The sequence below is a fragment of the Kitasatospora sp. GP82 genome (genome assembly GCF_029892105.1).
In the GTDB taxonomy this organism is placed as follows: Bacteria; Actinomycetota; Actinomycetes; order Streptomycetales; family Streptomycetaceae; genus Kitasatospora.
This window is the reverse complement of the sequence record NZ_JARZAJ010000010.1, coordinates 86,226-109,685: the sequence shown is the minus strand read 5'-3', so window position 1 is coordinate 109,685 and position 23,460 is coordinate 86,226. Positions and strand designations below refer to the sequence as shown.

Annotated in this window: 19 protein-coding genes and 1 pseudogene; 14 read left to right on the top strand and 6 right to left on the bottom strand. The window is 72.6% G+C overall.

Going from position 1 to position 23,460, the window contains the following annotated elements:
• Positions 1-118 precede the first annotated feature (118 nt).
• Together modB and modA are read right to left on the bottom strand one after the other, a co-directional pair.
• The gene (gene modB, locus P3T39_RS12625; protein WP_280697597.1) at positions 119-970 is read right to left on the bottom strand and encodes a molybdate ABC transporter permease subunit; all 852 of its coding nucleotides are present in this window, start codon (positions 968-970) and stop codon (positions 119-121) included.
• A complete protein-coding gene (gene modA, locus P3T39_RS12620) occupies positions 967-1,794 on the bottom strand; it encodes a molybdate ABC transporter substrate-binding protein (protein WP_280697596.1) in 828 nt (275 codons plus the stop codon). The genes modB and modA overlap by 4 nt, the downstream gene beginning before the upstream one ends.
• 344 nt (positions 1,795-2,138) lie before the next feature.
• On the opposite strand from modA, the gene P3T39_RS12615 reads away from it, so the two are divergent.
• A complete protein-coding gene (locus tag P3T39_RS12615) occupies positions 2,139-3,485 on the top strand; it encodes a cytochrome P450 (RefSeq protein ID WP_280697595.1) in 1,347 nt (448 codons plus the stop codon).
• 77 nt (positions 3,486-3,562) lie between these two features.
• Here P3T39_RS12615 and P3T39_RS12610 read toward each other — a convergent pair.
• Positions 3,563-4,021, bottom strand: a pseudogene (locus P3T39_RS12610) (zinc-binding dehydrogenase); the annotation flags it as partial.
• Here P3T39_RS12610 and P3T39_RS12605 point away from each other — a divergent pair.
• The 8 genes from P3T39_RS12605 (at position 3,966) to P3T39_RS12570 (ending at position 12,682) form a co-directional block, all read left to right on the top strand.
• Positions 3,966-4,325, top strand: a complete 360-nt coding sequence (locus tag P3T39_RS12605) for a DJ-1/PfpI family protein (protein ID WP_348534334.1) — start codon at positions 3,966-3,968, stop codon at positions 4,323-4,325. The pseudogene P3T39_RS12610 and the gene P3T39_RS12605 overlap by 56 nt on opposite strands.
• Before the next feature lie 228 nt (positions 4,326-4,553).
• Entirely contained in the window at positions 4,554-5,351 is a 798-nt protein-coding gene (locus P3T39_RS12600) for an MHYT domain-containing protein (protein ID WP_280697593.1), read from the top strand.
• Between the two features lie 67 nt (positions 5,352-5,418).
• On the top strand, positions 5,419-8,223 hold the full coding sequence (locus tag P3T39_RS12595) for an ATP-binding protein (protein WP_280697592.1): 2,805 nt from the start codon (positions 5,419-5,421) through the stop codon (positions 8,221-8,223).
• The gene (locus tag P3T39_RS12590; protein ID WP_280697591.1) at positions 8,223-8,633 is read left to right on the top strand and encodes a roadblock/LC7 domain-containing protein; all 411 of its coding nucleotides are present in this window, start codon (positions 8,223-8,225) and stop codon (positions 8,631-8,633) included. The genes P3T39_RS12595 and P3T39_RS12590 overlap by 1 nt, the downstream gene beginning before the upstream one ends.
• A gap of 107 nt (positions 8,634-8,740) precedes the next feature.
• Positions 8,741-9,070 carry a DUF742 domain-containing protein gene (locus P3T39_RS12585; protein ID WP_280697717.1) on the top strand — a complete coding sequence of 110 codons (330 nt, stop codon included), beginning with the start codon at positions 8,741-8,743 and terminating at the stop codon, positions 9,068-9,070.
• A complete protein-coding gene (locus P3T39_RS12580; RefSeq protein WP_280697590.1) occupies positions 9,051-9,656 on the top strand; it encodes an ATP/GTP-binding protein in 606 nt (201 codons plus the stop codon). The genes P3T39_RS12585 and P3T39_RS12580 overlap by 20 nt, the downstream gene beginning before the upstream one ends.
• Before the next feature lie 199 nt (positions 9,657-9,855).
• Positions 9,856-11,184, top strand: coding sequence for an ABC transporter substrate-binding protein (locus tag P3T39_RS12575; protein WP_280697589.1), 1,329 nt, complete (start codon positions 9,856-9,858; stop codon positions 11,182-11,184).
• Positions 11,185-11,347: 163 nt separating this feature from the next.
• Positions 11,348-12,682, top strand: a complete 1,335-nt coding sequence (locus tag P3T39_RS12570) for a hypothetical protein (RefSeq protein WP_280697588.1) — start codon at positions 11,348-11,350, stop codon at positions 12,680-12,682.
• A gap of 195 nt (positions 12,683-12,877) precedes the next feature.
• On the opposite strand, the gene P3T39_RS12565 is transcribed toward P3T39_RS12570, so the two are convergent.
• A complete protein-coding gene (locus tag P3T39_RS12565) occupies positions 12,878-14,245 on the bottom strand; it encodes a cation:dicarboxylase symporter family transporter (RefSeq protein ID WP_280697587.1) in 1,368 nt (455 codons plus the stop codon).
• A gap of 152 nt (positions 14,246-14,397) precedes the next feature.
• Here P3T39_RS12565 and P3T39_RS12560 point away from each other — a divergent pair, with 152 nt between their 5' ends.
• The 3 genes from P3T39_RS12560 (at position 14,398) to P3T39_RS12550 (ending at position 17,442) form a co-directional block, all read left to right on the top strand.
• The gene (locus P3T39_RS12560; RefSeq protein ID WP_280697716.1) at positions 14,398-16,071 is read left to right on the top strand and encodes a sensor histidine kinase; all 1,674 of its coding nucleotides are present in this window, start codon (positions 14,398-14,400) and stop codon (positions 16,069-16,071) included.
• Entirely contained in the window at positions 16,068-16,772 is a 705-nt protein-coding gene (locus tag P3T39_RS12555) for a response regulator (protein ID WP_280697586.1), read from the top strand. The genes P3T39_RS12560 and P3T39_RS12555 overlap by 4 nt, the downstream gene beginning before the upstream one ends.
• A gap of 229 nt (positions 16,773-17,001) precedes the next feature.
• Positions 17,002-17,442: a peptide deformylase gene (locus P3T39_RS12550; protein ID WP_280697585.1), complete on the top strand. Its 441-nt coding sequence runs from the start codon at positions 17,002-17,004 to the stop codon at positions 17,440-17,442.
• Positions 17,443-17,482: 40 nt separating this feature from the next.
• On the opposite strand, the gene P3T39_RS12545 is transcribed toward P3T39_RS12550, so the two are convergent.
• Positions 17,483-18,091 (bottom strand): methyltransferase domain-containing protein, encoded by a 609-nt coding sequence (locus P3T39_RS12545; protein ID WP_280697584.1) that lies wholly within the window; start codon positions 18,089-18,091, stop codon positions 17,483-17,485.
• A gap of 190 nt (positions 18,092-18,281) precedes the next feature.
• Here P3T39_RS12545 and P3T39_RS12540 point away from each other — a divergent pair, with 190 nt between their 5' ends.
• Together P3T39_RS12540 and P3T39_RS12535 are read left to right on the top strand one after the other, a co-directional pair.
• Positions 18,282-19,700 (top strand): diaminobutyrate--2-oxoglutarate transaminase family protein, encoded by a 1,419-nt coding sequence (locus P3T39_RS12540; RefSeq protein WP_280697715.1) that lies wholly within the window; start codon positions 18,282-18,284, stop codon positions 19,698-19,700.
• Between the two features lie 222 nt (positions 19,701-19,922).
• The gene (locus tag P3T39_RS12535) at positions 19,923-21,506 is read left to right on the top strand and encodes a pyridoxal-dependent decarboxylase (RefSeq protein WP_280697583.1); all 1,584 of its coding nucleotides are present in this window, start codon (positions 19,923-19,925) and stop codon (positions 21,504-21,506) included.
• A gap of 1,114 nt (positions 21,507-22,620) precedes the next feature.
• Here the strand turns inward: P3T39_RS12535 and P3T39_RS12530 are convergent.
• On the bottom strand, positions 22,621-23,418 hold the full coding sequence (locus P3T39_RS12530) for an inositol monophosphatase family protein (RefSeq protein ID WP_280697714.1): 798 nt from the start codon (positions 23,416-23,418) through the stop codon (positions 22,621-22,623).
• Positions 23,419-23,460 lie beyond the last annotated feature (42 nt).

Here is a 23,460-nt window from a genome sequence, read left to right as displayed (position 1 = left end):
CCGGGGTGTGCCGGTGTCGGTAGGAGAGTCCCCCTCCGCCTCTCCTGCCGACACCGGCTGGTCTGTTGGTACGGGCCGGCCGCGCAACGCCCCGGAGGGTGTGGGGACCGGGGGCCGGCTACGGGGAGGAGATCCAGCGGTCGCGCAGACCTGCGAGGACGGCGATCGAGACCGCGAGCAGGACCAGGCTGAGCGCGATGGCGGCCTCGGGGTCGGACTCCATGGCCAGGTAGACCGCGAGCGGCATGGTCTGGGTCTGGCCGGGGAAGTTCCCGGCGAAGGTGATGGTGGCCCCGAACTCGCCGAGGGCCCTTGCCCAGGCCAGTACGGCACCCGCCCCGATCCCGGGTGCGATCAGTGGCAGCGTGACCCGCCGGAAGGCCGTCAGCCGGGAGGCGCCCAGGGTGGCGGCGGCCTCCTCGTAGCGGGGGTCGGCGGCGCGTAGCGCGCCCTCGACGCTGATCACCAGGAAGGGCATCGCGACGAACGCCTCCGCCAGCACCACGCCCGAGGTGTGGAACGGCAGGGTGATCCCGAAGGCGGTGTCGAGCCAGCGTCCGACGAGGCCGTTGCGTCCGAGGACCAGCAGCAGTGCGACACCGCCGACCACCGGCGGTAGCACCAGCGGCAGGGTGACCAGCGAGCGGACGAACCGGCGGCCGGGGAAGTCGGTCCTGGCCAGCAGCCAGGCCAGCGGCACACCGAGCAGCAGCGACAGGCCGGTTGCGGCCGTGGCGCAGATCAGCGACAGGCGCAGTGCCTCCCAGACCTCGCTGCTGGAGAGCTGGCTCGGCAGGGTGCTCCACGGTGCCCGGACGAGCAGACCCGCCAGCGGCAGGACGAGGAATGCGAGTCCCAGCAGGGCGGGCAGCAGCAGGGCGTACGGGATGTGCGGCGAGCGCCGCCGCGCCCGAGTCCGTGAGGAGACGGCCGTATCGGGCGCGGCGGCAGTGGGAGGGGCGGAGCTCACGGGGCCTGGAAGCCCGCTGCGGTGAGCACCTGCTTGGCCTCGGCGGACTGGATGTAGGCCACGAAGGCCGCGGCACCGTTGGTGTTCGGGGCCTTGGCGAGCGTGGCGATCGGGTAGTCGTTCACGGCCTTGGCGGCCTCGGGGAAGTCCACGCCGTCGATCTTCGCAGCATCGGCCTGGACGTCGGTCCTGTACACGAGCGAGGCGTCGACCTCGCCGAGCTCGACCTTGGTGAGCGCGCCCTTGACGTCCGGCTCCAGGGTGACCGGGGTGAGGTTCACGGCGCCCGCCTTGAGGGCGGTGAGGGCGGCGGCCCCGCACGGCACCTCCTTGGCGCACAGGGCGACCTTCACACCGGAGCCGGCCAGGTCCTTGAGCGAGGAGATGTGCTTCGGGTTGCCCTTGGGGACCGCGATCTCCAGCGTGTTGCGGACGAAGACCTTGGGGTCCGAGGCGGCGTCCTTGGCATCGGTGACGGTCTTCATGGTCGCCGGGCTGGCGGCGGCGAAGACGTCGGCCGGGGCGCCGGAGACGATGGACTGGGCGAGTGCGGAGCTGCCGCCGAAGTTGAACTTGACCTTGACGCCCGGGTAGGCGGCCTCGAACTTCTTGCCGAGGTCGGTGAAGGCGCCCTGGAGGGAGGCAGCGGCGAAGACCGTGACGGTCCCGGAGAGCTTGGGGCCGGCGGTGGCGGAGGAGGAGGCCGGGCCGCTCTCGCTGCCGGATGCGCTCTTGGAGCCGCTGCTGCCGCAGGCGCTGAGCCCGCCGGCGAGGGCGAGGGCGGCGACGGAGGCGACTGCGGCGCGGCGCATGGTGCTGGTCATTCGATGTTTCCCCTCTGCCGCGCCATGGCCGACGCGGGAGCTCATACGGTGAGGCGATCATAGTGCCGCAGCTACGGCCTCAAAAGCCTCTGTTTCATTGCACAGGCCAGGTCCGACGGCAGGTGATCCCCGCATGTGCGAAGACTCAAACCATCCCTGCCGGGGGGCTGACGTTCAAGGTCGGAGCCGAGTACGAGTGAGTGCTGCGTGGAGCGCCGCCGTGATCGACCGAGCGCCGAGGGGGCGTGCCGTGATCGAATTCGCGCCCCCGCGAGCCCCTTATGTGCTGATGTCACGTCAGCTAGCTTGGGCGGACACTACACTCGTCCCATCCGGAGCTCGCATTGCCTGCTACTCGAATACCCGGACCGAGCGGACTGCCGCTGATCGGTTCCATGCTCGACCTCAAGCGCGACACGCTTCAGGTCTATCTGAACGCCCGCCGGGATCACGGTGACGTGGTGCGGATCAGTGCCGGGCCGCCCGGAGTGCGGGCCGAGTTCTACATGGTGTTCTCGCCGGAGGGGGTCCAGCAGGTGCTGGCCACCCAGGCGGCGAACTTCCGCAAGGAGAACACCATCTACGAGGAGATCAGGCAGAGCTTCGGCAACGGCCTGCTCACCGCCCAGGACGGCGACTACCAGCGGCAGCGGCGGCTGGTCCAGCCGTTGTTCACCCGCCGCCGGGTGGACGGCTACGCGGACGCGATCGGCATCGAGTCCGAGGCGCTGGCCGAGCGCTGGGCGGCGTTGCCCGACGGTGTGGTGGACGCGACCGAGGAGATGTCCCGCTTCGCCCTGCGCACGGTCGCCCGGATCCTCTTCGGGGCGGACGTCGAGGACGCCATCAAGGCCGTGCGCAGCAGCTTCCCCGTGCTGGGCAACTACATCGTGACGCGCGGCTTCTCGCCGCTGCGCATCCCGCGCGAGTGGCCGACCCCGGGCAACCGGCAGGCGATGGCGGCCGAGCGGACGCTCTACGAGGTCTGCGACGCGATCATCGCCCGGCGGGGCGGGCAGGAGTCGGACGACCTGCTCGGGCTGCTCGCGGCGGCTCGGGACGAGGACGGCGAGCAGCTGGATCCGACCGAACTGCGCGAGCAGGTCCTGATCTTCCTGCTGGCCGGGCACGAGACCACCGCCACCTCGCTCACGTTCGCGCTGTACCTGCTCGGGATGCACCCCGACGAGCAGAAGCTCGCCCGCGCGGAGGTGGACTCGGTTCTCACCGACGGCCGCCGCCCGCAGGCGAGTGACCTGGCCGCCCTGCCTTACCTCAACCAGGTGCTCAAGGAGGCGATGCGGCTCTATCCGGCCGCTCCCGCCGTCGGGCGGCGCTCGGTGGCCGAGTGCACGGTGGAAGGGATGGTGATCCCCGCCGGATCGGACGTGCTGGTCGCTCCCTATGTGACGCACCGTCACCCACTGCACTGGGAGGACCCGGATCGCTTCGACCCGGACCGTTTCACCCCCGAGCGGGAGGCCGAGCGGCACCGCTACGCCTGGTTCCCCTTCGGCGGCGGCCCCAGGGCCTGCATCGGTCAGCACTTCTCGATGCTGGAGTCGGTGCTCGGACTCGCCGCGATCCTGCGCTCCTTCGAGATCGAGACGGTGGACACCGAGGTGTCCCTCGGTCAGGGCATCACCCTGGAGGTGAAGGGCCCGGTCCGGATCAGGCTCACGCCGCGCTGACGGCCTCGGGGCCGGGGCGGGGCGTACGAGCACCTCGTGCGCCCCAGCCGCCGTCCAGAGGGTGACGGGTAACCGGATCACGGAGTCACGGACAGGACGATCTTTCCTGCGGTGCGCCCGGTCTCGCCCCTGGCGTGTGCCTCGGCGGCCTCCGCCAGCGGGACGACCGTGTCGACCACGACCCTCAGCTGCCCGTTCTCGGCCAGTGAGGCGATTGCGCACAGCCCGGCAAGATCGGGCCCGACCAGCATGAACACGGCCCGGATCCGCGCCTGCCCGGCCTGCTCGGCGGGGAAGTCCGGGTCGAGCGGGAGGACGGAGACCAGGGTGCCGCCGGGGCGCAGGGTGCGCAGCGAGCGGGCCCCGTACTCGCCACCGATGGTGTCGAGGACGACGTCGAGGTCCTTGACGGTCACGGCGAAGTCCTGTCGCGTGTAGTCGACGACCTCGTCCGCAGCCAGCCCGCGCACGAACTCGTGCTTGACCTCGCGGGCCGTCCCGACCACATACGCGCCACGGGCCTTGGCGATCTGCACCGGTGCGTACGTACTGGCGGCAGCCGGGCTGCTCGACCAGCGTCCGGCCACCACCCACTGGCGTGAGGCGGAGCGGCTGCAACGGCTGTTCACCTCCGTGCGCGTCGACCCCGACGTGCTGTTCGTCGACGACGGGGACGTCCTCACCTCCGCCGGTGTGGCGGCCGGGGTGGACCTGGTCGCCCACCGGGCAGGGTTCGGCACCGGCGCTTCGCTGCGCCAGCACCTGCACAGCGCCATCGGGGTCTCCCCGCTGGCGTATCGGCGAGCTTTCGGCATTCCAGCGTGTCCGGAGGCAGTTTGACGGTACGTCAGCTCGAACGGAGCGTACTCGCCGCACCATTCGAGCACACTCGCGGGCCTTCGTGGGCAGCTTTTCACATCTTCTGGTGACCAGTTCCGGACGCTGGGTAGCGTCCAGCGCATCCGAGACCGAAAGCGCTTATGCGAAAGGCATATGACCTGACGTCAGCCGGTCGACACTCCGTCGAACACCGGCCCGGCCAGACGGTCCATGCCGCCCGGAGGCCCGATGGGAACCCTGAACCACTTCAGCTTCGGCTGGCTCACACCGACCCTCTCGTACGTGATGGCCTGCGCGGGCGCAGCCCTCGGCCTGCGCTGCATGCTGCGGGCCCTGTCCGCGACCGGCGCGTCCCGGCGCAACTGGCTGCTCACCGCCGCCGCCGCGATCGGCTCGGGCATCTGGACCATGCACTTCATCGCCATGTTCGGCTTCAGCGTCAGCGGTACCGAACTGCGCTACAACGTCCCGCTCACCATCCTCAGCCTGCTGGTCGCCGTCCTGGTGGTCGGTGCCGGGGTCTTCGCTGTCGGCTACGGCAGCCACCGGGGCTGGGCGCTGGCCCTGGGGGGACTCACCACCGGACTCGGCGTCGCCGCCATGCACTACCTCGGCATGGCGGCCATCCGCTTCCACGGTGCGATCAACTACGACCCCGGGACCGTCGGCCTCTCCGTACTGATCGCCGTCGCCGCGGCCACCGCCGCGCTCTGGGCCGCCATCACCATTCGCAACGTGTACGCCGCCGGTGCGGCCTCGCTGGTCATGGGCATCGCGGTGAGCTGTATGCACTACACCGGTATGGCCGCCGTCCACGTCCATATGCACCCCGCGCGCACCGGCCTCGACGGCGCCACCCCGATGCAGTTCATCTTCCCGCTCGCCGTCTGCCTCGGCTCCTTCCTCTTCCTCACCTCCGCCTTCGTCGCGCTCTCCCCGACGGCCCAGGAGCGGGCCGCATACCGCGAGGCCGGCGAGCTCACCGTGGAGGACCTCCGCACCTCCGAGCTCGACCGTGCCGCCTGACGTTCCCTCACCACCCCCCGAGTCCCGCCGGACAGGTCCCAGTACCAGCATCGAAAGGCCCTTACCCATGCGAGTACGCCGCGGTAGCACCCGCAGCGCACCGGCAGCCACCACCCCGAGCAGCGCCGCCCGGGGCCCCGTCCGGCCCGGTGGCACCGGGCAGCGCAGGGGCGCCCACGCGGGTCCGCCCGCCCGCGAGGCCGTACCCGTTCCGCTGCCGCCCCCGCCGCAGCCCGGGCCCGCCGTCCGCGCCCCCCGGCTGCGGCTGCGCCCGCGCACGGTACGCGCCAGGATCGTCGCGCTGCTGATGGTCCCGGTGGTCTCCGTGATGGCCCTCTGGTCCTTCGCCACCGTCACCACCGCGCAGAACGTCTGGGACCTGCTCAGCCTCCAGCAGGTCCACCGCACCCTGCTCGGCCCGGTCGACGCCACCATCACCGGACTTCAGGCCGAACGCAGCGCCGCCGGGCAGCTGCTCGCCGCCCCCGGCGCCGCCCGCGAGAGCACCCTGCGCGACGCCACCGCCGCCACCGACCGAGCGGTCGCGCCGCTCAACCTGGGCGAGCACTACAACAGTGCCGACGCGCAGGGCCTGGGCACCGAAGCCGCCGCCCGGGTGGACGCGCTCGGCGCCGCCGTCACCTCCCTCGGCCAGCTGCGCAGCCGGGTGCTCACCCGCTCGGTCGGCTGGGCCGAGACCTACGCCGCCTACACCGCCGCGATCGACCGGGCCTTCGACGTCACCGGCGCCGTCACCCAGCTCCAGGACCACCAGGCGGCCTCCGACGCCAGGGTGCTGATGGAGTTCGCCCGCTCCCGCGAGCTGCTCGCCCGCGAGGACTCCCTGCTGCGCAGCGGTCAGACCGCAGGCAGCCTGACGGACCAGCAGCTGCGCGAGTTCGACGCCGCCGTCTACGCTCGCCGCCTCTTCGCGCAGAGCGCCGGGGGAGACCTGCGCACCGCCGACCGCAGTGCGCTCGCCGCCATCACCTCGGGCACCTCGGGTTCCTCCGGCACCGACTACCGCGACCTCACCCGCTACGAGGACGCCGTCCGCACCGCCTCCGGCGGCCAGGGCGCCCTGGCCGCCGTCAGCGCCGACCAGTGGGCCGTGGCCTCCGACAACGTCGCCCGCGCCCTCATGGCCGTCGAGACCACCGCCGGAAGCGCGGCCGCCGAGCGCGTAGACCCTTACGCACTAGGCCTGTTCACCCCCTCCGGTGCCGCAGTGCTGCTCGGACTGGGCGCGGTCGTCGCCTCCCTGCTGATCTCCGTCCAGATCGGACGCGGCCTGGTCACCGAGCTGATCGGCCTGCGCAACTCCGCCCTCGAACTCGCCGGCCGCAAACTCCCCGCCACCATGCGGCGGTTGCGCGCCGGCCAGGAGATCGACATCGAGGCCGAGGCCCCGCTGCGCCCGCACGGGGAGGACGAGATCGGCCAGGTGCACGGCGCCCTCGGTACCGTGCAGCGCGCGGCCGTCACGGCGGCCGTCGAGCGAGCCGAGGTGCTGAGCGGCGTCTCCGGGGTCTTCGTCAACCTCGCCCGGCGCAGCCAGGTCCTGGTGCACCGTCAGCTGACCCTGCTGGACGCCATGGAACGCCGCACCGAGGACCCGGCCGAACTGGAGGACCTGTTCCGCCTCGACCACCTGACCACCCGGATGCGGCGGCACGCCGAGGGTCTGATCATCCTGTCCGGTGCCGTGCCCGGGCGCGCCTGGCGCAAGCCCGTACCGCTGATGGACGTGGTCCGCGCGGCGGTCGCCGAGGTCGAGGAGTACGCCCGGGTCGAGGTGCACCGGCTGCCGCACGCGGCCCTCACCGGTCCGGCCGTCGCCGACCTCACCCATCTGATCGCCGAACTGGTCGAGAACGCGACCGGGTTCTCGCCGCCGCACACCAAGGTGCACATCAGGGGCGAGCAGGTCGGCAACGGCTACGCACTGGAGATCGAGGACCGGGGCCTTGGCATGGGCCCCGAGGCGCTCGCCGACGCCAACCGGAGGATCGCGGCCGCCGAGGAGGTGGACCTCTTCGACAGCGACCGGCTCGGACTGTTCGTGGTGAGCCGACTGGCCAAGCGCCAGCGGGTCGGTGTCGCACTGCGGCCGTCGGCGTACGGCGGCACCACAGCGGTCGTACTGCTGCCGAACGCGCTGCTGGAGGCACATCCGGAGCGTGCGCCCGAGCCCGAGGACCTGTCGTCCCTGCTGGATGACGCCGGGTCGGCTCAGACGCACACCCGGACGCAGCTGCATACCCAGGTGCGGACCCCGGCGCCACCGCCTCCGCCGGCCGCGCCTCCGGTCGCACCTTTGCCGGCGCCGCCCACCGCGCCGCCGTCCGTGGCGCCCGCTGCCGCGAGGGGTCCGTTGCCGCCGGGCGCGGTGGAGCCGTTCGGCGCGAGCGGGAACCACCCGGGGGTGCTGCGGCCGACCCCGTTCAGCGCGGACGGCAGCCGTCCGCCCCGGCTCCCGGTCGTCCGTCCGCTCGGGGCCGGCCAGGCTCCGCCCGCACAGCGGCCGCGCCCGGCTCAGGCGCCCGGTGCGCCTGGGCCCCGGACAGTCGGTGCGGCCCCGGCTGCCATCGGCGACGAACTCCCGCGCCGGGTCCGCCAGGCCAGCCTGGCCCCGCAGCTGCGCGAGGCCCCGCCCCGACCGCAGCCCGGTGCCCGCCCCCGCGGCCCGGTCGCCGCCGGGCGCAACCCCGAGGAGGCGCGCGCCGCGATGTCCGCCTACCAGCAGGGGTGGGCGCGCGGCAAGAGCCAGCGCCCGCAGCGCCCCGGTGCCACCGGCGGCCCCTCGGCTTCCCCCACCGGCTCGGCTTCGAGCTCCCCCTCAGGTTCCACCAACGCGGAAGGACGGCATTGATGATCGGCAGCACCCACCACGCCGGAGAGCTCAACTGGTTGCTCGACGAACTGGTATCCCGGGTCGCGCAGGTCAGATTCGCCGTGATCCTCTCCGCAGACGGTCTGGCCATGGGCACCTCCGCCGGTCTCGGTCGCGAGGACGGTGAGCACCTGGCCGCCGTAGCCTCCGGCTTCCACAGCCTGGCGAAGGGTGCCGGGCGGCACTTCGACGCGGGCGAAGTCCGGCAGACCATGGTCGAGTTGGAACACGGCTTCCTCTTCGTCGCTGCGGCGGGCGAGGGCACCTGCCTGTCCGTCTTCTCCACCGCCGAGGCCGACCTCGGCCTGATCGCGTACGAGATGGCCCGGCTGGTCCGCCGGGTCGGCGAGCACCTCTACACCCCGCCACGCAGCGCGGTCGGGGGGTGAGCGCGATGCCCTACCCACCGCGCCACTACCTCCCCGACTCGGCGTTCGGCTACCCGCCGCCGCCGCCGCAGCAGCCCACCCAGTGGTACGACGACGCGGCCGGTCCGATGGTCCGCCCGTACGCGATGACCAAGGGCCGCACCAGGCCGACCGGCCGGGAGTTCGATCTGATCGCCCTGGTGGTCAGTGATGTGGTGGACGCGATGGAGCTGCCCGTCGGACCCGAGCAGGGCCTGATCCTGGAGCTCTGCCGGAACAACGCGCTCTCCGTCGCCGAGATCGCCGCCGAGATCGACCTGCCGCTCGGGGTGGTGCGCGTCCTGCTGGGTGACCTGCTGGATGCCGAGTACATCCGGGTCAGCCGTCCCGTACCGCCCGCCCTGCTCCCCGACGAGCACATTCTCCAGGAGGTCATCAATGGACTCCGCGCTCTCTGACACTCCAGGGTCCGACACTCCGGTACTCGCTCTCAAGATCCTGGTGGCCGGGGGCTTCGGGGTGGGCAAGACCACGCTGGTCGGTTCGGTCAGCGAGATACGGCCGCTGCGCACCGAGGAGCAACTGACCGCCGCGAGCCGGGGCGTGGACGATCTCGGCGGGGTCGAGCAGAAGAGCACCACCACGGTGGCGATGGACTTCGGCCGGATCACCATCCGCGACGGTCTGTCCGTCTACCTCTTCGGCACGCCGGGACAGGACCGCTTCTGGTTCCTCTGGGACGAACTCGCACAGGGCGCGCTCGGTGCCGTGGTGCTGGCCGACACCCGGCGGCTGACCGACTGCTTCCCGGCGGTGGACTTCTTCGAGCACCGGGGCATCCCCTTCGTGGTCGCCGTCAACCGGTTCGCGGGCACCCGCGACTTCCGTCCCGAGGAGGTCAGCCGCGCGCTCGACCTCGACGGGGACACACCGGTGGTTATGTGCGATGCGCGGCACCGGAGTTCGGGCAAGAACGTCCTGATCAACCTGGTCGAGTACGCCGGACGGGTGCACGCCGCCCGCCTGCTCGCGGACGTGGGGTGATCGCCGTCCGGCGGACCGTCACCTGATTGGTCATCACTTCATCCTGGTATTCCGCTCCCGTCCTCCTGTTGTTCGCGTCGATTCCGCCGGGCCTTGCCCGTCTGCGGCTTGGGTGATCAATGACCGACCAGCGGCCCGCGTCCCGGACGGTCGCGGTGAAGGGGTTCCGCGTACGGCCGGAGACCAGGAGGGCAGCACCATGGCGAGGCGATCCGAACCGTCGGCGAGACGGCTCGCGCACGAGGGGCAGCAGTCGTCCGACGGATCGCGTCCCGGTGCGGTTCGCCGCCGGGCCGGGGCCATGGCCGCCGTACTGGTCGTGCTCCCCGGCCTGCTGGCCACCTCGGCCTGCGGCGGCCCGGCGGCGGCCGGTGGCGGTGACGGCGGCGACTACACCGTGATGACCTGGGCCCCGTCCGGCTCCGGTGCCGCCGACCGGCACGGGGTGACCGCGGTGGCCGAGGCGATCGGCCGGTCCGTCGATGCGAAGGGCGGCGTCGGCGGGCGGAAGCTGAAGGTGCTCACCTGCAACGAACAGAACACCGTGGAAGGCGCCACCGCCTGCGCCCGGCAGGCGGTCGACGCTCATGCGGTGGCGGTGATCGGCTCGTACAGCCAGTACGGCGACACCTTCATGCCCGCGCTGGAGAGCGCCCGGATCCCCTACCTCGGCGGATTCGGCCTCTCCAGCGCCGAGTTCAGCAGCCCGGACTCCTACCCCGTGGCCGGCGGCACGCCGACGCTGATCGCGGGCAGTGGACGCCAGCTCGCGGCGGCCGGCTGCCGCAGCGTCGCGCTGATCCGGCCCGACACCAGGGCGGGGGACACCCTGACCCGGTATCTGAGCGGGGCGCTCCAGCCCTCGGGGGTCAAGCTGTCCGACGTCAAGGTGGCGGAGAAGGCCACCGACCTCACCGCCGCCGCGCAGCGGGCGATCGGCGACGACAGGACCGGCTCCTGCGTGACCAACGCGCTCGGCCCCGACCAGACCCTGAGCCTGATCGAGGCCTACCGGCGGGTGGGCCCCAAGCGCACCCTGCTGGCCTCGCTGCTCGGCAGCGTCCAGCAGTCCGTGATCGACGCCACGGGCGGTGCCGACAGCCCGCTCAACGAGAGCTACGCGACCGGCTGGTACCCGCCGGAGGCCTCGCGGGTCTGGGACGACCTGCGGGCCACCGTCCAGTCCGGCAGCGACCAGCGCATCGACATCTCCGACCTGGGCGTGCAGAACACCTGGGTCGCCTACCAGGTCTTCTTCCAGGCCGCCGACCGTATCCGCTCGGCCGGTCAGCCGCTCACCGCCAAGTCCCTGCGGACCCAGCTGGACAGCGGCGACTCCCTCGACCCCGGTGGTGCCACACCTCCGCTCAACTGGGGCATGACCGACATGCTGCCCAGCGCGGAGACCCCCCGACTGGTCAACACCTGGGTGACCTTCCAGCAGGTCAAGGCAGGGCGCCTGACCGAACAGCAGCGCGGCTTCTCCGACATCCGCTGGGCCCTGACGGGCGGCAAGCCCCCGCAGTGACCGATCCCGCTGTGGCCGAGCCTGCTGCGCCCGACCATCCGGCTCGTCGGGCGCGGCTCGTCGGGCGCCGCCTCGAACCGGGTGTCCGGGCAGCGGACCGTACGACGCACCGCACTGACGATGTGTCAGCTGATGACGGGTTTCCGGACGTACGCTGCAAAATGTGATCACGTACGAGGAGCGCAGACTGCGCGCCCTGGCCGACGAGGGCCGCTGGCCCGAGCTGCTCGGCCTGTACCGGCGCACCCGGGCGGAGGCTGCGGCCCGCAGTGGCGAGGCGCGGGCGGCGGTCGAGGCCGCACCGCTGGGCCACCTTCTCGCGTACGGTGCACCGCCCGAGATCGCGGCGCGGCTCTTCGACTCTGACGGCGCCCCCGGTACCGCCGCCGGCCCGGCCGACCACGATGCCGGGCCGCTGTGGGAGGTACTGGCGACGCGCCACTCCTGGCGCCGGCTGGCCCCGCTGCTCGGCCCGGCCCCGGTCCGCCGGCTGGTCGCGCACACCCGGGTACTGCTCGGCGAGGACCTCTCGTACGGGGCGGAGCCCGATCAGGACGGCGTACCGTTGGCGCTCGAACCGTGGGAGGTGCCCGGCTGGGACGAGCGGTGCCGGGTCCGCGAGTACCTGCGTACGGGCGGTGCGCGCCGCGCCCTACTGGCCCTGCCCGCCACCCGGGAGGGGCTCGGACCTGTCGATCTGCCTCCGCCCGGCCGCCAGGCCCCGAGGTTGACGGCCACTCGGCTGCTGGCCGGGCTCGTCCCATGGCTGGAGGCGGCCTGCGTACGCGGCTCCGCGCTGGATGCGGCGGCACAGCTGGTGTCGGGCTGCCGGCCCTTTGGCCGTTCGGCGTCCGCCGGTTGGGCGGCGGGTCTGCCGGGGCCGGGCGAGTTCGGTATGGAGCGGCTCGGGCCCGGGCTGTGGGCCACGAACCGCCGGATGCCCGAGCGGCCGACGACGGACGGGACCGGTCCGGACCGGCGCGCGGTGGATCGCGGTGCGGTGGACCGGCGTGCGGTGGACCGGCCGCTGCCGGACCGGTCCGCGCCGGGCCGCTCGGTGTCCGAGAGTCTGCTCGGCAGCACCGGCAGCACCGGCAGCACCGGCAGCACCGGCAGCACCGGCAGCACCGGCAGCGCCCGCCGCGCCGGTCCGTCCGGGAGCCGGGTGCCGTTGCGGCGGGTGATCGGCGGCCACGTCGCCTTCGGTGCCGCGTACCCCGCCCTGGTGCAAGCCGCATCCGGCAGCCCGGCGCATGGCGCGGCGCACGGTCGACTCGCGCTCTGGCGGGTGCTGTCCGCGATGACCGGCGAGCCCCGGACCTCCGTACCCGAGGTCAACGCGCTGGTGGCGCGCCTGCGTTGCTTCGTCTGGTGCGAGCCGGCCGACGAGCTGTGGTATCTCCATCTGGCCCTGGAGGACCCGGCGACCGGCCTCGCCTGGGCCCTCAGCGGTGCCGAACTCGACATCCCCGTACCGGACTTCCCCGCCCAGGGCTGAACTGCTCCGGATTCGCGCCAAGTCGGCCGCCGGGAACCGGTGTTGGTATCGCCGTCCCTGAGCGCAACGGTGTCACCACCGTGCCGGCGCCGGTCGGCCACCTGGCCCCCTGCTCGCCCGTGGCGGGGCAAGGCCCCGGCCCGGGGCCGCGCCGGGGTGGCGGCCCCGGGCCGGGGTGTGAGGGGAGAGGAGCGGTCAGGCGGTGGTGCGTTCGGCGGCCGGGATCTCGGGTTGGGCCGGGACGGGCTGGGCGGGGTGGCTGGTGTCGATCAGTGTGGTCTCATCGAAGGGCAGTCGGCCTGCCAGGACCTGGCCGAGGCGCTCGTGGTCGAGTTCCTTCGTCCAGTGCCCGATCAGGACGGTGGCGACGGCGTTGCCTGCGAAGTTGGTCAGCGCGCGGGCCTCGGACATGAAGCGGTCGATGCCGACGATCAGGCCGACACCGTCGACCAGTTCGGGCCGGTGGGACTGGAGTCCGCCCGCCAGGGTGGCCAGGCCCGCGCCGGTGACTCCGGCGGCGCCCTTGCTGGCGATCACCATGAAGACGAGCAGCGAGAGCTGCTGGGCGATCGACATCGGCTTGTCCATCGCCTCGGAGATGAAGATCGACGCCATGGTCAGGTAGATCGCGGTGCCGTCGAGGTTGAAGGAGTAGCCGGTCGGCACGGTGATGCCGACCACCGGACGGCTGACGCCGAGGTGCTCCATCTTGGCGATCAGCCGCGGCAGCGCGCTCTCCGAGGAGGAGGTGGAGAGGATCAGCAGGAACTCCCGGCCGAGGTAGCGCAGCAGGGCGAAGACGTTCACTCCGGCGATCAGCCGCAGCATCAGGCCGAGTACCACCACGACGAAGAGCGCGCAGGTCAGGTAGAAGCCGATCATGATGACGGCGAGGCTCTTGAGTGCGGCCGTCCCGGTTGCCCCGACCACCGCGGCCATCGCGCCGAAGGCACCGATCGGTGCCACCCACATGATCATCGACATGATCCGGAACACCAGCCGCTGGAGGTGCTCGATGCCGCGCAGGACGGGCGCTCCGACCGGTCCCATGGCCTGCAGCGCGAAGCCGGCGAGCAGCGCGACCAGCAGGGTCTGGAGCACCTTGCCCTCGGTGAGGGCCGAGAAGGCGGTGGTGGGGATGATGCCGAGCAGGAAGTCCGCCGTCCCCTCCGAGCCGCCTGCGGCCTGCGCGTGGCCGGTCTTGGCGAGTGCCTGGGTCAGGTGCAGACCGGAGCCCGGGTCGAGCAGGTTGCCGATCACCAGGCCGATCGCGAGGGCGACGGTGGACATCACCAGGAAGTAGCCGAGGGCCAGTCCGCCGACCCGGCCGACCTTGGCCGCCTTGGTGACCGAACCGATGCCCAGCACGATGGTGCAGAAGATCACCGGGCTGATCATCATCTTGATCAGATTGACGAATCCGGTCCCGATCGGCTTCAGCTCCACCGCTACGCCGGGCGCGGCCAGACCGAGCACGACGCCCGCCACGACCGCCGCGATGACCGCGAGGTACAGGCGGTGTGTGCGGTCGGGTCTCTTGGATCCTGCTTCTGCGGTCGCCATGCCGTGGCTCCTTTGCCCTGTCGTCCCTGGCGGCCCCGGGTGGTGGGCCGATCCGACTATGGGCGCCGCGGTGACGGCCGTCACGTTTGCGTTCATAGAGTTCACGCGGGTCCGCGCCGTCGCGTCGGCAAGGCACACTGTCCGACATGAACATGCGCCCGGACCCCGTGCCGCGCCGCCGCCTGCGCAGTCTGGCGGGGCAGCTGTTCGTGGTGCAGATCGTGATCGTCGCGGTCGTGGTCGCCGGCGGCGCGGTGCTCGCGTATCTGCTCACCGAGGGGCGCGCCGAGGACTCCGCCCGCCGCCAGGTCACCGCCGCGGCCTGGGCGGTCGCCGACTCGCCGACCGTACGGGAGGCCGCGACCGGGCCCGACCCCGCGCGGATGCTCCAGCCCTACGCGGAGCAGGTCCGCAGCGACACCGGCGTGGACTTCGTGACCGTGATGGACACCCACGGAATCCGCTGGACCCATCGCGACCCCGCCCAGATCGGCAAGCCTTTTCTGGGTCACACCGAGCAGGCGCTCGCCGGGGGGACCGTCACCGAGACCTACACCGGCACCCTCGGGCCGTCCGTCCGTGTGGTCGTGCCCGTGAGCGACGGACAGCACCACGTGATCGCGCTGGTCAGCGCGGGCATCACGGTGGAGTCCATCAGCGAGCGGCTGCGCGGGCCGCTGTTCGCCCTGGTCGGGGTCGCCCTCGCCGCCCTCGCGGTCGGCGGTCTCGGCAGTTACCTCGTGGGTGCCCGGCTGCGCCGCCACACCCACGGCATGGGCGCCACCGAACTGAGCCACCTGTACGAGTACCACCAGGCGACACTGCGCTCGGTGCGCGAGGGGCTGGTGCTGTTCGACGGTGCGCAACGGGTGGTCCTCTGCAATGACGCCGCACGCGAACTGCTCGGCCTGTCCGGCACGTTGGAGGGGCTGGCGGTGGCCGACCTCGGTCTGCCCGAGTCGCTCACGCTGGCCCTGCTCCAGCCGGCGCCCGTCCGGGACGAGGTCCACCTCACCGCCGAGCGGGTGGTGGTGCTCAACACCTCGGCCGTCGGACCGGGGCTCGGCACCGTGGTGACCCTTCGCGACCACACCGAACTCCAGTCGCTGAGCGGTGAACTGGACTCGGTACGAGGCTTCGCCGATGCGCTCGGCGCCCAGGCGCACGAGGCGTCCAACCGGCTGCACGCCGTTGTCTCGCTGATCGAACTCGGCCGCCACCGTGAGGCGGTGGACTTCGCCACCGCTGAACTCGCCCTCGCCCAGCAGCTCACCGACCGGGTGGTGGCCGCAGTCGGTGAACCGGTGCTGGCCGCACTGCTGTTGGGCAAGGCGTCGCAGGCGGCGGAGCGAGGGGTCGACCTCACCCTCACCGAGGACAGCCGGATCGACGACGGAGTCCTGCCTGCCGAGCTCGGCCCGCGGGACCTGGTGACCATCCTCGGCAACCTGATCGACAACGCGGTGGACGCCGCGATCGAGGGCGCCGCCGTACATCCCGGACCGGCCGAAGTCACCGTCACCGCACGGGCGGACGGTGGCGAACTGCTGCTCAGGGTCGCCGACACCGGCCCCGGTATCGACCCGCAGGCCGTCACCGAGGTCTTTCGGCGCGGCTGGACCACCAAGCGAAACGGCTCCCCCCGGTCGGAGGCCCGGGGAGGCCGGGGACTCGGGCTGGCCCTGGTCGCCCAGGCGGCCCGCCGCAACGGAGGCTCCGTCGAGGTGGCCCGCGAACGCGGGGCGGTGCTGACCGTACGGCTGCCGCTGCGGCGGGACCCGGCAGGGCCGCAGCGGACGGCCGAGCAGAGGGAGGCCGTCGGATGATCGACGTGCTGGTGGTCGAGGACGACCCGGTGGCGGCCGCCGCCCACACCCTGTACGTGCGGCGCACTCCCGGCTTCCGGGTGGCCGACACGGTGCACACCTGCACCGACGCCCTGCGCCGCCTGGAGCGGGCCCGCGCCGCCGGCACGCCGGTCGACCTCGTCCTGCTGGACCTCTACCTTCCGGACGGCCACGGCCTTCAGCTCTGCCGCACCATGCGCGCCGCCGGACACAGCGCGGACATCATCGCCGTCACCTCGGCGCGCGACCTGGCGATGGTCAGGCAGGCGGTGTCGGCGGGAGTGGTGCAGTACCTGTTGAAGCCGTTCAGCGGCGCGGCCCTGCACGACCGGCTTGAGCGCTACGCCCGTTACCGCGACACCCTGGCCCGCACCGGTGAGGCTACCGGCCAGGACGAGGTGGACCAGGCTCTCGCCGCCCTGAGGGCCGCGCCCGATCGCAGTGCGCTCCCCAAGGGCCTGAGCGCCCCGACCCTGGAGGCCGTCGCCGCCGTGCTGCGCGACGCGGAGACCGGACTCTCCTCCGCAGCGGCGGGCGCGGCGGCAGGCGTCTCCCGGATCACCGCCCGCCGCTACCTGGAGCACCTCGTCGACACCGGCCTCGCCGTCCGCGAACCCCAGTACGGCCAGGTCGGCCGCCCCGAACTCTGCTACCGCTGGCGCGGAGCGGCAACGCGCTGACCCGCCCGTGGTCTTCGGTCATGCACTGCGCTGGACCACACGACCACGGTGGCGTCCGTGGGGAGGTTGCTGGCCGCCGTCCCGAGCAGCCGTACGCCTCCGGCTCCGCGCTCCTGGTCGAGCACGACGAAGCCGACCTCGAATTCGACGGCACGACTTACCAACTGACGATGCGCCGTCAGTTGAGGAACCACCGGAACCGAGCCCATCACCCGCTGCTGCCCAGGCGGTGATCGACGAACTGTTCACTGCAGTCGAACAGATCGGCCGCGTCCACTCTTTCGCCAAGGGCATGGGCCTCGCGGCCCCGCAGATCGGCACTCCCCGCGCCGCCGCGATCGTCCTGCCGCCGACCCCGAACGCAGAGCCGATCATCCTGCTCAACCCGAGGGTCACCACCGTCTCCGACGAGACCGACGAACGGTACGAGGGCTGCCTCAGCTTCTTCGACGTCCGCGGCATGGTCCCCCGCCCCCTCCGGATGGACATCACCTCCACCAGCCTCGACGGCACCGTGACGGCCACGGTGTACGAGTTCGGCCTGGCCCGCCTCATCGCCCATGAAATCGACCACCTCGACGGCCTGCTCTACACCGACCGCATGCGCCCCGACGTGCACCCGATCCCGGTGGAGGAGTACCGGGGCACGGGGACGAGCTGGGCCTACTGAGTACGCAGGGCGCAGGAGTCGGCGATGCCCCGGTGCTGTTTCAGCCGAGGCGGGTTGCCAGGGCGAGGTAGTGGTCGTCGGTGTCGGTGTAGGTGGTGAGCCGCCAGCCCGTGGAGGCGAGCAGGGGGCGGAGGTTGGGTTCGGCGCGGAGGTCGTCGGGGGTGATCTCGCGGCCGTGGCGGGCGGCGAGGGCGGCGCGGCCGATGGGGTGGAAGAGGGCCAGCAGGCCGCCGGGGCGGGTGACGCGGGCGAGTTCGCACAGGTTGGCCGATGGCTCGGGCAGGTGGGAGATCAGTCCGGCGCCGAAGACCGCGTCCAGTCCGCCGTCGCGCAGCGGGAGCCGGCCGACGTCGCCGTTGACGAGTTCGGCCTCGGCGCGGTGAGCGGTGGCCTGTCGGAGCATCTCCGGGGTCAGGTCCAGGCCGAGCACCACCCCGTCCGCGCCCACGGCGGCCCGCAGGTAGGGCAGCGCCCGGCCGGTGCCGCAGCCGGCGTCGAGGACGAACTGTCCGGGGCGGAGCCCGAGTTCGGCGATGGCGGCGGCATAGCGCGGGCCGTCGTCGGGGAAGCGCTCGTCCCAGTCGGCGGCGCGGGCGGCGAAGAACTCCCGGGTGCGGGCGCGTTCGGCCCGCTCGGTGGGCTGGGTCATCTGCGGCTCCTTGCTCCGGCGGGTTGCGGGATCTCTCGGCGGCAGCGTACGTGACCTCGGGCAGGGGCGGTCGTTGGGGAGGTGAGCCCGCGTCACCCGGTCGAGTGGAGTTCGCGGGTACGGGAGGGCGGAGCATACCGAGCGAGTAAAGTTAGCCTAACCTAACTTCACTCGGGAGCTCCCCTTGACCATGACCGCCCACACCGCCGGGCCCGCGGCCGGCGACGGGATCCTGCGCCGCCAGCGCATCCGTGAGTCGGCCGCCCGTACGTACGCGCGCTCGTTCCCCATCGTGCCGGTGCGCGCCAACGGGATGACCGTCGAGGGGGCGGACGGGCGGCGCTATCTCGACTGCCTCTCCGGTGCGGGCACGCTGGCGCTCGGCCACAGCCACCCGGTGGTGCTGGAGGCGATCCGCCGCACCCTCGACAGTGGCGCCCCGCTGCACCTGCTCGACCTCGCCACCGCCGAGAAGGACGACTTCACCACCGCCCTCTTCGAAAGCCTGCCGCGCGAGTTCGCCGAGCAGGGCCGGGTGCACTTCTGCGGCCCCGCCGGGACGGACGCGGTCGAGGCCGCGCTCAAGCTGATGCAGACCGCCACCGGTCGGCGCAGCGCGCTCGCCTTCACCGGTGCGTACCACGGGATGACGGCGGGTGCGCTGGCGGTCACCGGCAACGTCGGCGTCAAGTCCCCGCTGCCCAGTGGGGGAGAGGTCGCCAGGCTGCCGTACCCGTACGCCTACCGCTGCCCGTTCGGCCTCGGGGAGCAGGGTGCGCAGCTGGGCGCGACCTACGTCGAGCGCCTGCTGGACGATCCGTCGGGGGGCGTGCTGCCACCCGCCGCGATGATCCTGGAGGCGGTGCAGGGCGAGGGCGGCGTCGTACCCGCGCCCGACGGCTGGCTGCGCGAGATGCGCCGGATCACCGCCGAGCGCGGCATCCCGCTGATCGTGGACGAAGTGCAGACGGGGGTCGGCCGGACCGGTGCGATGTGGGCGGTCGAGCACAGCGGTGTCCTCCCGGACGCCATGGTGCTCTCCAAGGCCATCGGCGGCAGCCTGCCGCTCGCGGTCGTGCTCTACCGCGCGGAGTACGACGGTTGGCTTCCCGGGGCACACACCGGCACCTTCCGGGGCAACACCCTCGCGATGGCCGCCGGGGCGGCGACCCTGCGGTACGTGGCCGCCAACGGTCTGGTCGAGCGGGCCGCCCTGGTCGGTGCCCGGATGGCGGCGCGGCTGCGCGAACTCGGGGACCGGCTGCCGGTGATCGGCGACGTACGCGGGCGCGGGCTGATGCTCGGCGTCGAACTCGTCGACCCCGGCGGCGAGCCGGACGCCTGCGGAGCGCACCCGGCCGACCCGCAGCTGGCCGTCCGGGTCAGGGCGGCCTGCCTCCAGCGCGGACTGATCGTGGAACTCGGCGGTCGCCACGACGCCGTGCTGCGCCTGCTACCACCGCTGACCATCACCGACGAGCAGGCCGAGGCCGTTCTCGACCGCCTGGCCGACGCCATCGAGGCCGCTGCGGGCGAGGGAGCTGCTCTTGCGGCCCCCGTACCCAGGAGCGTGACGAACGGCGGGGCGGGTCGCGAAGTCATGGTGTGAGCGCGCAGCAGGCAGTGTCCGTCCGCCCCCATCACCGCATCGGGAACGCGCGCAACCCTGCACCCGCGCCATCCTGCACCCGCGCAGCGCGCCGGTGGTGCACGCAGTCGGACGGGCCGGGCGGTGGATACCTTGCTGACCGCGCACCCAGGACCGGCCGGACGGACCGTAGGGTCGGACGGACCGTAGGGTCAACGGAGCTACGACGAACGGGATCTCGGCATGAACTCCTCCGAACACTCCGCCGATTCTGGTGACGCCCGCTCCGGGAGCGGCGGTCGGATCCCGCTGTCCGGCGGTGTGCACGGCCCGGCAGCCCTGCGCGAACTGGTCGAACTGACGCTGACCGCCCTGGAGGTGGGAGCCGAGCGCCGGGGCGGGCCGATCCCGGCCGGTGAGCCGGAGCAGCTCGCCCGGCAGTTCGAGGGCGTCTTCCGCTACGGCAGGGACCTCGGCGACAAGCCGGACGAGGACGCCCTGCTGCGCCTCACCGAACTGCTCGCCTACGGCAGCGCCGACCCCGCCGACCCGTCCTGCGCGGCGCATCTGCACGGTCCGCCGCTGGCCGTCGCGGTCGCCGCCGACCTCGCCGTCTCCGCACTCAACCCCTCCCTGGACTCCTGGGACCAGGCACCTGCCGCGACCGTCATGGAGACCGCCCTGGTCGCCGAACTCGCCGAACTCGTCGGCTTCCACCCGGGCCAGGCCGCCGGTGTCCTCACCTCGGGCGGAACGGAGTCCAACCTGATGGGCCTGATGCTGGCGCGCGACCGGATCCTCGGCCGCGAGGTGGAGCTGGACGGCCTGCCCGCAGGCGTACGGCCCAGGATTCTCGCCTCCGAGGCGGCGCACTTCTCCGTCCAGCGGGCGGCTGCGCTCCTCGGCCTCGGCGAACGCGCCGTGCACGCCGTCCCCGTCGACCGTGAACTGCGGATGGATCCCGAGCGCCTCGCCGCCGCCCTGGCCCTGAGCGCGCGGGAGGGGGCGAGGCCGATCGCCGTGGTGGCCACGGCCGGGACCACCGACACCGGCGCGATCGACCCCCTGCACCGGATCGCCGACCTGGCCGCCGAGTACGGTGCCTGGCTGCACGTGGACGCCGCGTACGGTGGTGGCGCACTTTTCTCCGACCGCCTCGCCCCGCTGCTCGACGGGATCGCCCGCGCCGACTCCGTCTCGCTCGACTGGCACAAACTGGGCTGGCAGCCCACTGCCGCCGGGGTCTTCCTGGTCCGCCGGGCGCACACCTACGCCTCGCTGGCCCGCCGTGCCGCCTACCTCAACCCTGCCGACGACGAGCAGGCCGGCTACCCGAGCCTGCTCGGCCTCTCGCTGCGCACCACCCGCCGGGCCGACGCCTTCAAGATCGCCGTCACGCTACGGACCCTCGGCCGCGCCGGACTCGGCCGACTTGTCGACATCTGCCACGACCTGGCGCGCTCCGCCGCCGAGGCCGTCCGTGTCCGACCGGCTCTCGAACTGCACTGCGAACCCGTCCTCACCACCGTGGTCTTCCGCTACCTCCCGTCCTCGGCCACGGACCCCGCCGCCGCGGCAACCCCCTCCGCAACACCCGCCGCGGACCCCGCCGCCGTCGACCGGCTCAACGCCGAGCTGCGCCGCGTACTGCTCCGCGAGGGCCGCGCCGTGGTGGGCCGCACCGAGCTGCCCGGCGCCGGCGCCGGGCGGGTGCGACTGAAGCTGACCCTGCTCAACCCGAACACCTCGGCGGCCGACATCGCCGCGCTGCTCGACACGGTGGTCCGGGCGGGGAAGGCCCTGGAGGACGCCGAAGCCGTCAGCTGACGGGTGGTCAGAACAACTTCCAGGCCACAGACTTTTCCCTCCTGCGCCGGTCTCGTCTGGAGGAATGCACACTGGTGGGAGCCGCTCCGGTATGGGATCGGCCCCCGCCGACGGGTGATCCGCCAAGCCTTCGTGGACACACTTCCCCGGCGCCTGTCCAGCCGATTCCGGCCGTAGAGGGATCGGATCTCGCCAACCGCCCGACCGGGCTTGCGGATCCGACGAACACCAGCGGTAACTTCTTGTAGCCGCCGCCACACCAGGAGCACACGCCCCTCGGGCTTGCAGCGGCGCAGCAACCGCTCATCGGTACCCCTGGTGCGCGCCCTCACGCGGACCACCCGCACATACCCTCCTGTCGGCAGCCCGGCCCCCACGCCGGCCCGTCCGGCGCGGCACCCTGCCCCGGACCGGCCAGTGCCCCCGCCTGTCCGGACTCACCCCAACCCGGTGATCCGGCACGCCCGTTGGCGACCGGCTGCACAGAACTCCCCAGCCCACCGCACCCGCCAGTGCCAACTTCAGCCCGCCCGGAACCACTTCAGTGCACCCAGTCCTGCGACGCGGAGGCCACGGCATGAGCAATACGCTTCTGAGCACCACACCCACCGGCACTGTCGGCACACTGCCACTCTTCGAGGGCCTGCCGTTCTCCGGCCGCTGCCGTACCGTATGGGAGCGCGGCTGATCGACCGACTGGTACAGCAGGGCCCGCCCGCCGACCTGCGCGACGGCTTCACCGAACCGTACTCGGCCGCGCCGCCAACCCGCACCTCGCCTTCGGTGCGGGACGGCACTTCTGCCCGGCCTCCGCACTGGGGCGAACGCACGCCGAGATCGCGTTCCAGGTGCTGGTGGACCGGCTGCCCGGGCTGCGCCCTGCGCTGCCGATCGAGCAGTTGGCCTGGCGGCCGGGCTTCATCAAGCGCCTGCCGGAGCGGCTCCCGGTGCTCTGGTGAGCCGACGGCCGGGTGAGCCGATCGTCGGGTAGTCGATCGTCGGGTGGGACCAGGACCGGGACCGGGACCGGGGCCAGGGCCAGGGCCAGGACCGGGGGCGCGGGCGTCGGCGATGCCCGCGCCCGGGGCGCGGCTGTGCGGCCGGTAGCCCGGGCTCAGCGGCCGAGCAGGACGTCCCGGGTGTGCTCCCAGGTCGCCTGGTCGCAGGCGACCAGCAGGCCGTCCTCGCCACCGGGCGGGTCGGGGCGGTAGGGAGAGCCGTTCAGTCGGGCGGAGACGCCGCCCGACTCGGTGATCAGCAGCGAGCCGGGGGCGTGGTCCCAGGGCAGGGTGCGCCAGTAGAGGATGAACTCCTGCTCGCCCTCGGCGATCAGCGGGTACTCCATCCCGGCCGAGCGCAGGCCGTTGGTGATGTGGCCGAAGACCCGTGCGTTGCTCTGCATCCGATGGTGCTCGCGCGGATCGAGGTAGCGGCTCTTGAGCGTGCCGCGCCACTTCTCCGGTGCGTCGGTGGCGGGCGACCGGACCAGCCGGTGCCCGTCCCGCCAGGCGCCCGAACCGAGTTCGGCGCTGTATGCCGTCCCGGTCATCGGCTGCCAGATCCAGGAGGCGACGGTCTGTCCGGAGCGGACCAGCGAGGCCATCACGGCGAAGTCGGGGCAGCCCGCGACGAAGTTCGAGGTCCCGTCCACCGGGTCCACCAGCCAGACTGCCGGCTCCTCGCGCAGGGCCTGCGCCAGCGAGGGGTCGGCGGCCACCGCCTCCTCGCCGACCACCGGTACGGGGAGCAGCTCGCGCAGCCTGCGGGCGATGATCACCTCGGCCTCCCGGTCGGCTATGGTCACCAGATCCCCGGGGGCCTTCTCCATCACCTCGCCGTCGGCAAGTGCCCGGAAACGGGGTTCGACCGCCTCCGCCGACGCCTCGGCGAGGATCTCCGCCACCTTCTCCATCAGCACTTGAGCGCTCCCTTCCGCTGCTACCACTCTCGCACG

Excerpts from the sequence above, each read along its gene's own strand:
- modA (WP_280697596.1), bottom strand. The coding sequence starts at position 1,794 with ATGACCAGCACCATGCGCCGCGCCGCAGTCGCCTCCGTCGCCGCCCTC.
- P3T39_RS12600 (WP_280697593.1), top strand. The coding sequence starts at position 4,554 with ATGGGAACCCTGAACCACTTCAGCTTCGGCTGGCTCACACCGACCCTC.
- P3T39_RS12595 (WP_280697592.1), top strand. The coding sequence starts at position 5,419 with ATGCGAGTACGCCGCGGTAGCACCCGCAGCGCACCGGCAGCCACCACC.
- P3T39_RS12590 (WP_280697591.1), top strand. The coding sequence starts at position 8,223 with ATGATCGGCAGCACCCACCACGCCGGAGAGCTCAACTGGTTGCTCGAC.
- P3T39_RS12585 (WP_280697717.1), top strand. The coding sequence starts at position 8,741 with ATGGTCCGCCCGTACGCGATGACCAAGGGCCGCACCAGGCCGACCGGC.
- P3T39_RS12580 (WP_280697590.1), top strand. The coding sequence starts at position 9,051 with ATGGACTCCGCGCTCTCTGACACTCCAGGGTCCGACACTCCGGTACTC.
- P3T39_RS12575 (WP_280697589.1), top strand. The coding sequence starts at position 9,856 with ATGGCGAGGCGATCCGAACCGTCGGCGAGACGGCTCGCGCACGAGGGG.
- P3T39_RS12565 (WP_280697587.1), bottom strand. The coding sequence starts at position 14,245 with ATGGCGACCGCAGAAGCAGGATCCAAGAGACCCGACCGCACACACCGC.
- P3T39_RS12560 (WP_280697716.1), top strand. The coding sequence starts at position 14,398 with ATGCGCCCGGACCCCGTGCCGCGCCGCCGCCTGCGCAGTCTGGCGGGG.
- P3T39_RS12555 (WP_280697586.1), top strand. The coding sequence starts at position 16,068 with ATGATCGACGTGCTGGTGGTCGAGGACGACCCGGTGGCGGCCGCCGCC.
- P3T39_RS12545 (WP_280697584.1), bottom strand. The coding sequence starts at position 18,091 with ATGACCCAGCCCACCGAGCGGGCCGAACGCGCCCGCACCCGGGAGTTC.
- P3T39_RS12540 (WP_280697715.1), top strand. The coding sequence starts at position 18,282 with ATGACCGCCCACACCGCCGGGCCCGCGGCCGGCGACGGGATCCTGCGC.
- P3T39_RS12535 (WP_280697583.1), top strand. The coding sequence starts at position 19,923 with ATGAACTCCTCCGAACACTCCGCCGATTCTGGTGACGCCCGCTCCGGG.
- P3T39_RS12530 (WP_280697714.1), bottom strand. The coding sequence starts at position 23,418 with ATGGAGAAGGTGGCGGAGATCCTCGCCGAGGCGTCGGCGGAGGCGGTC.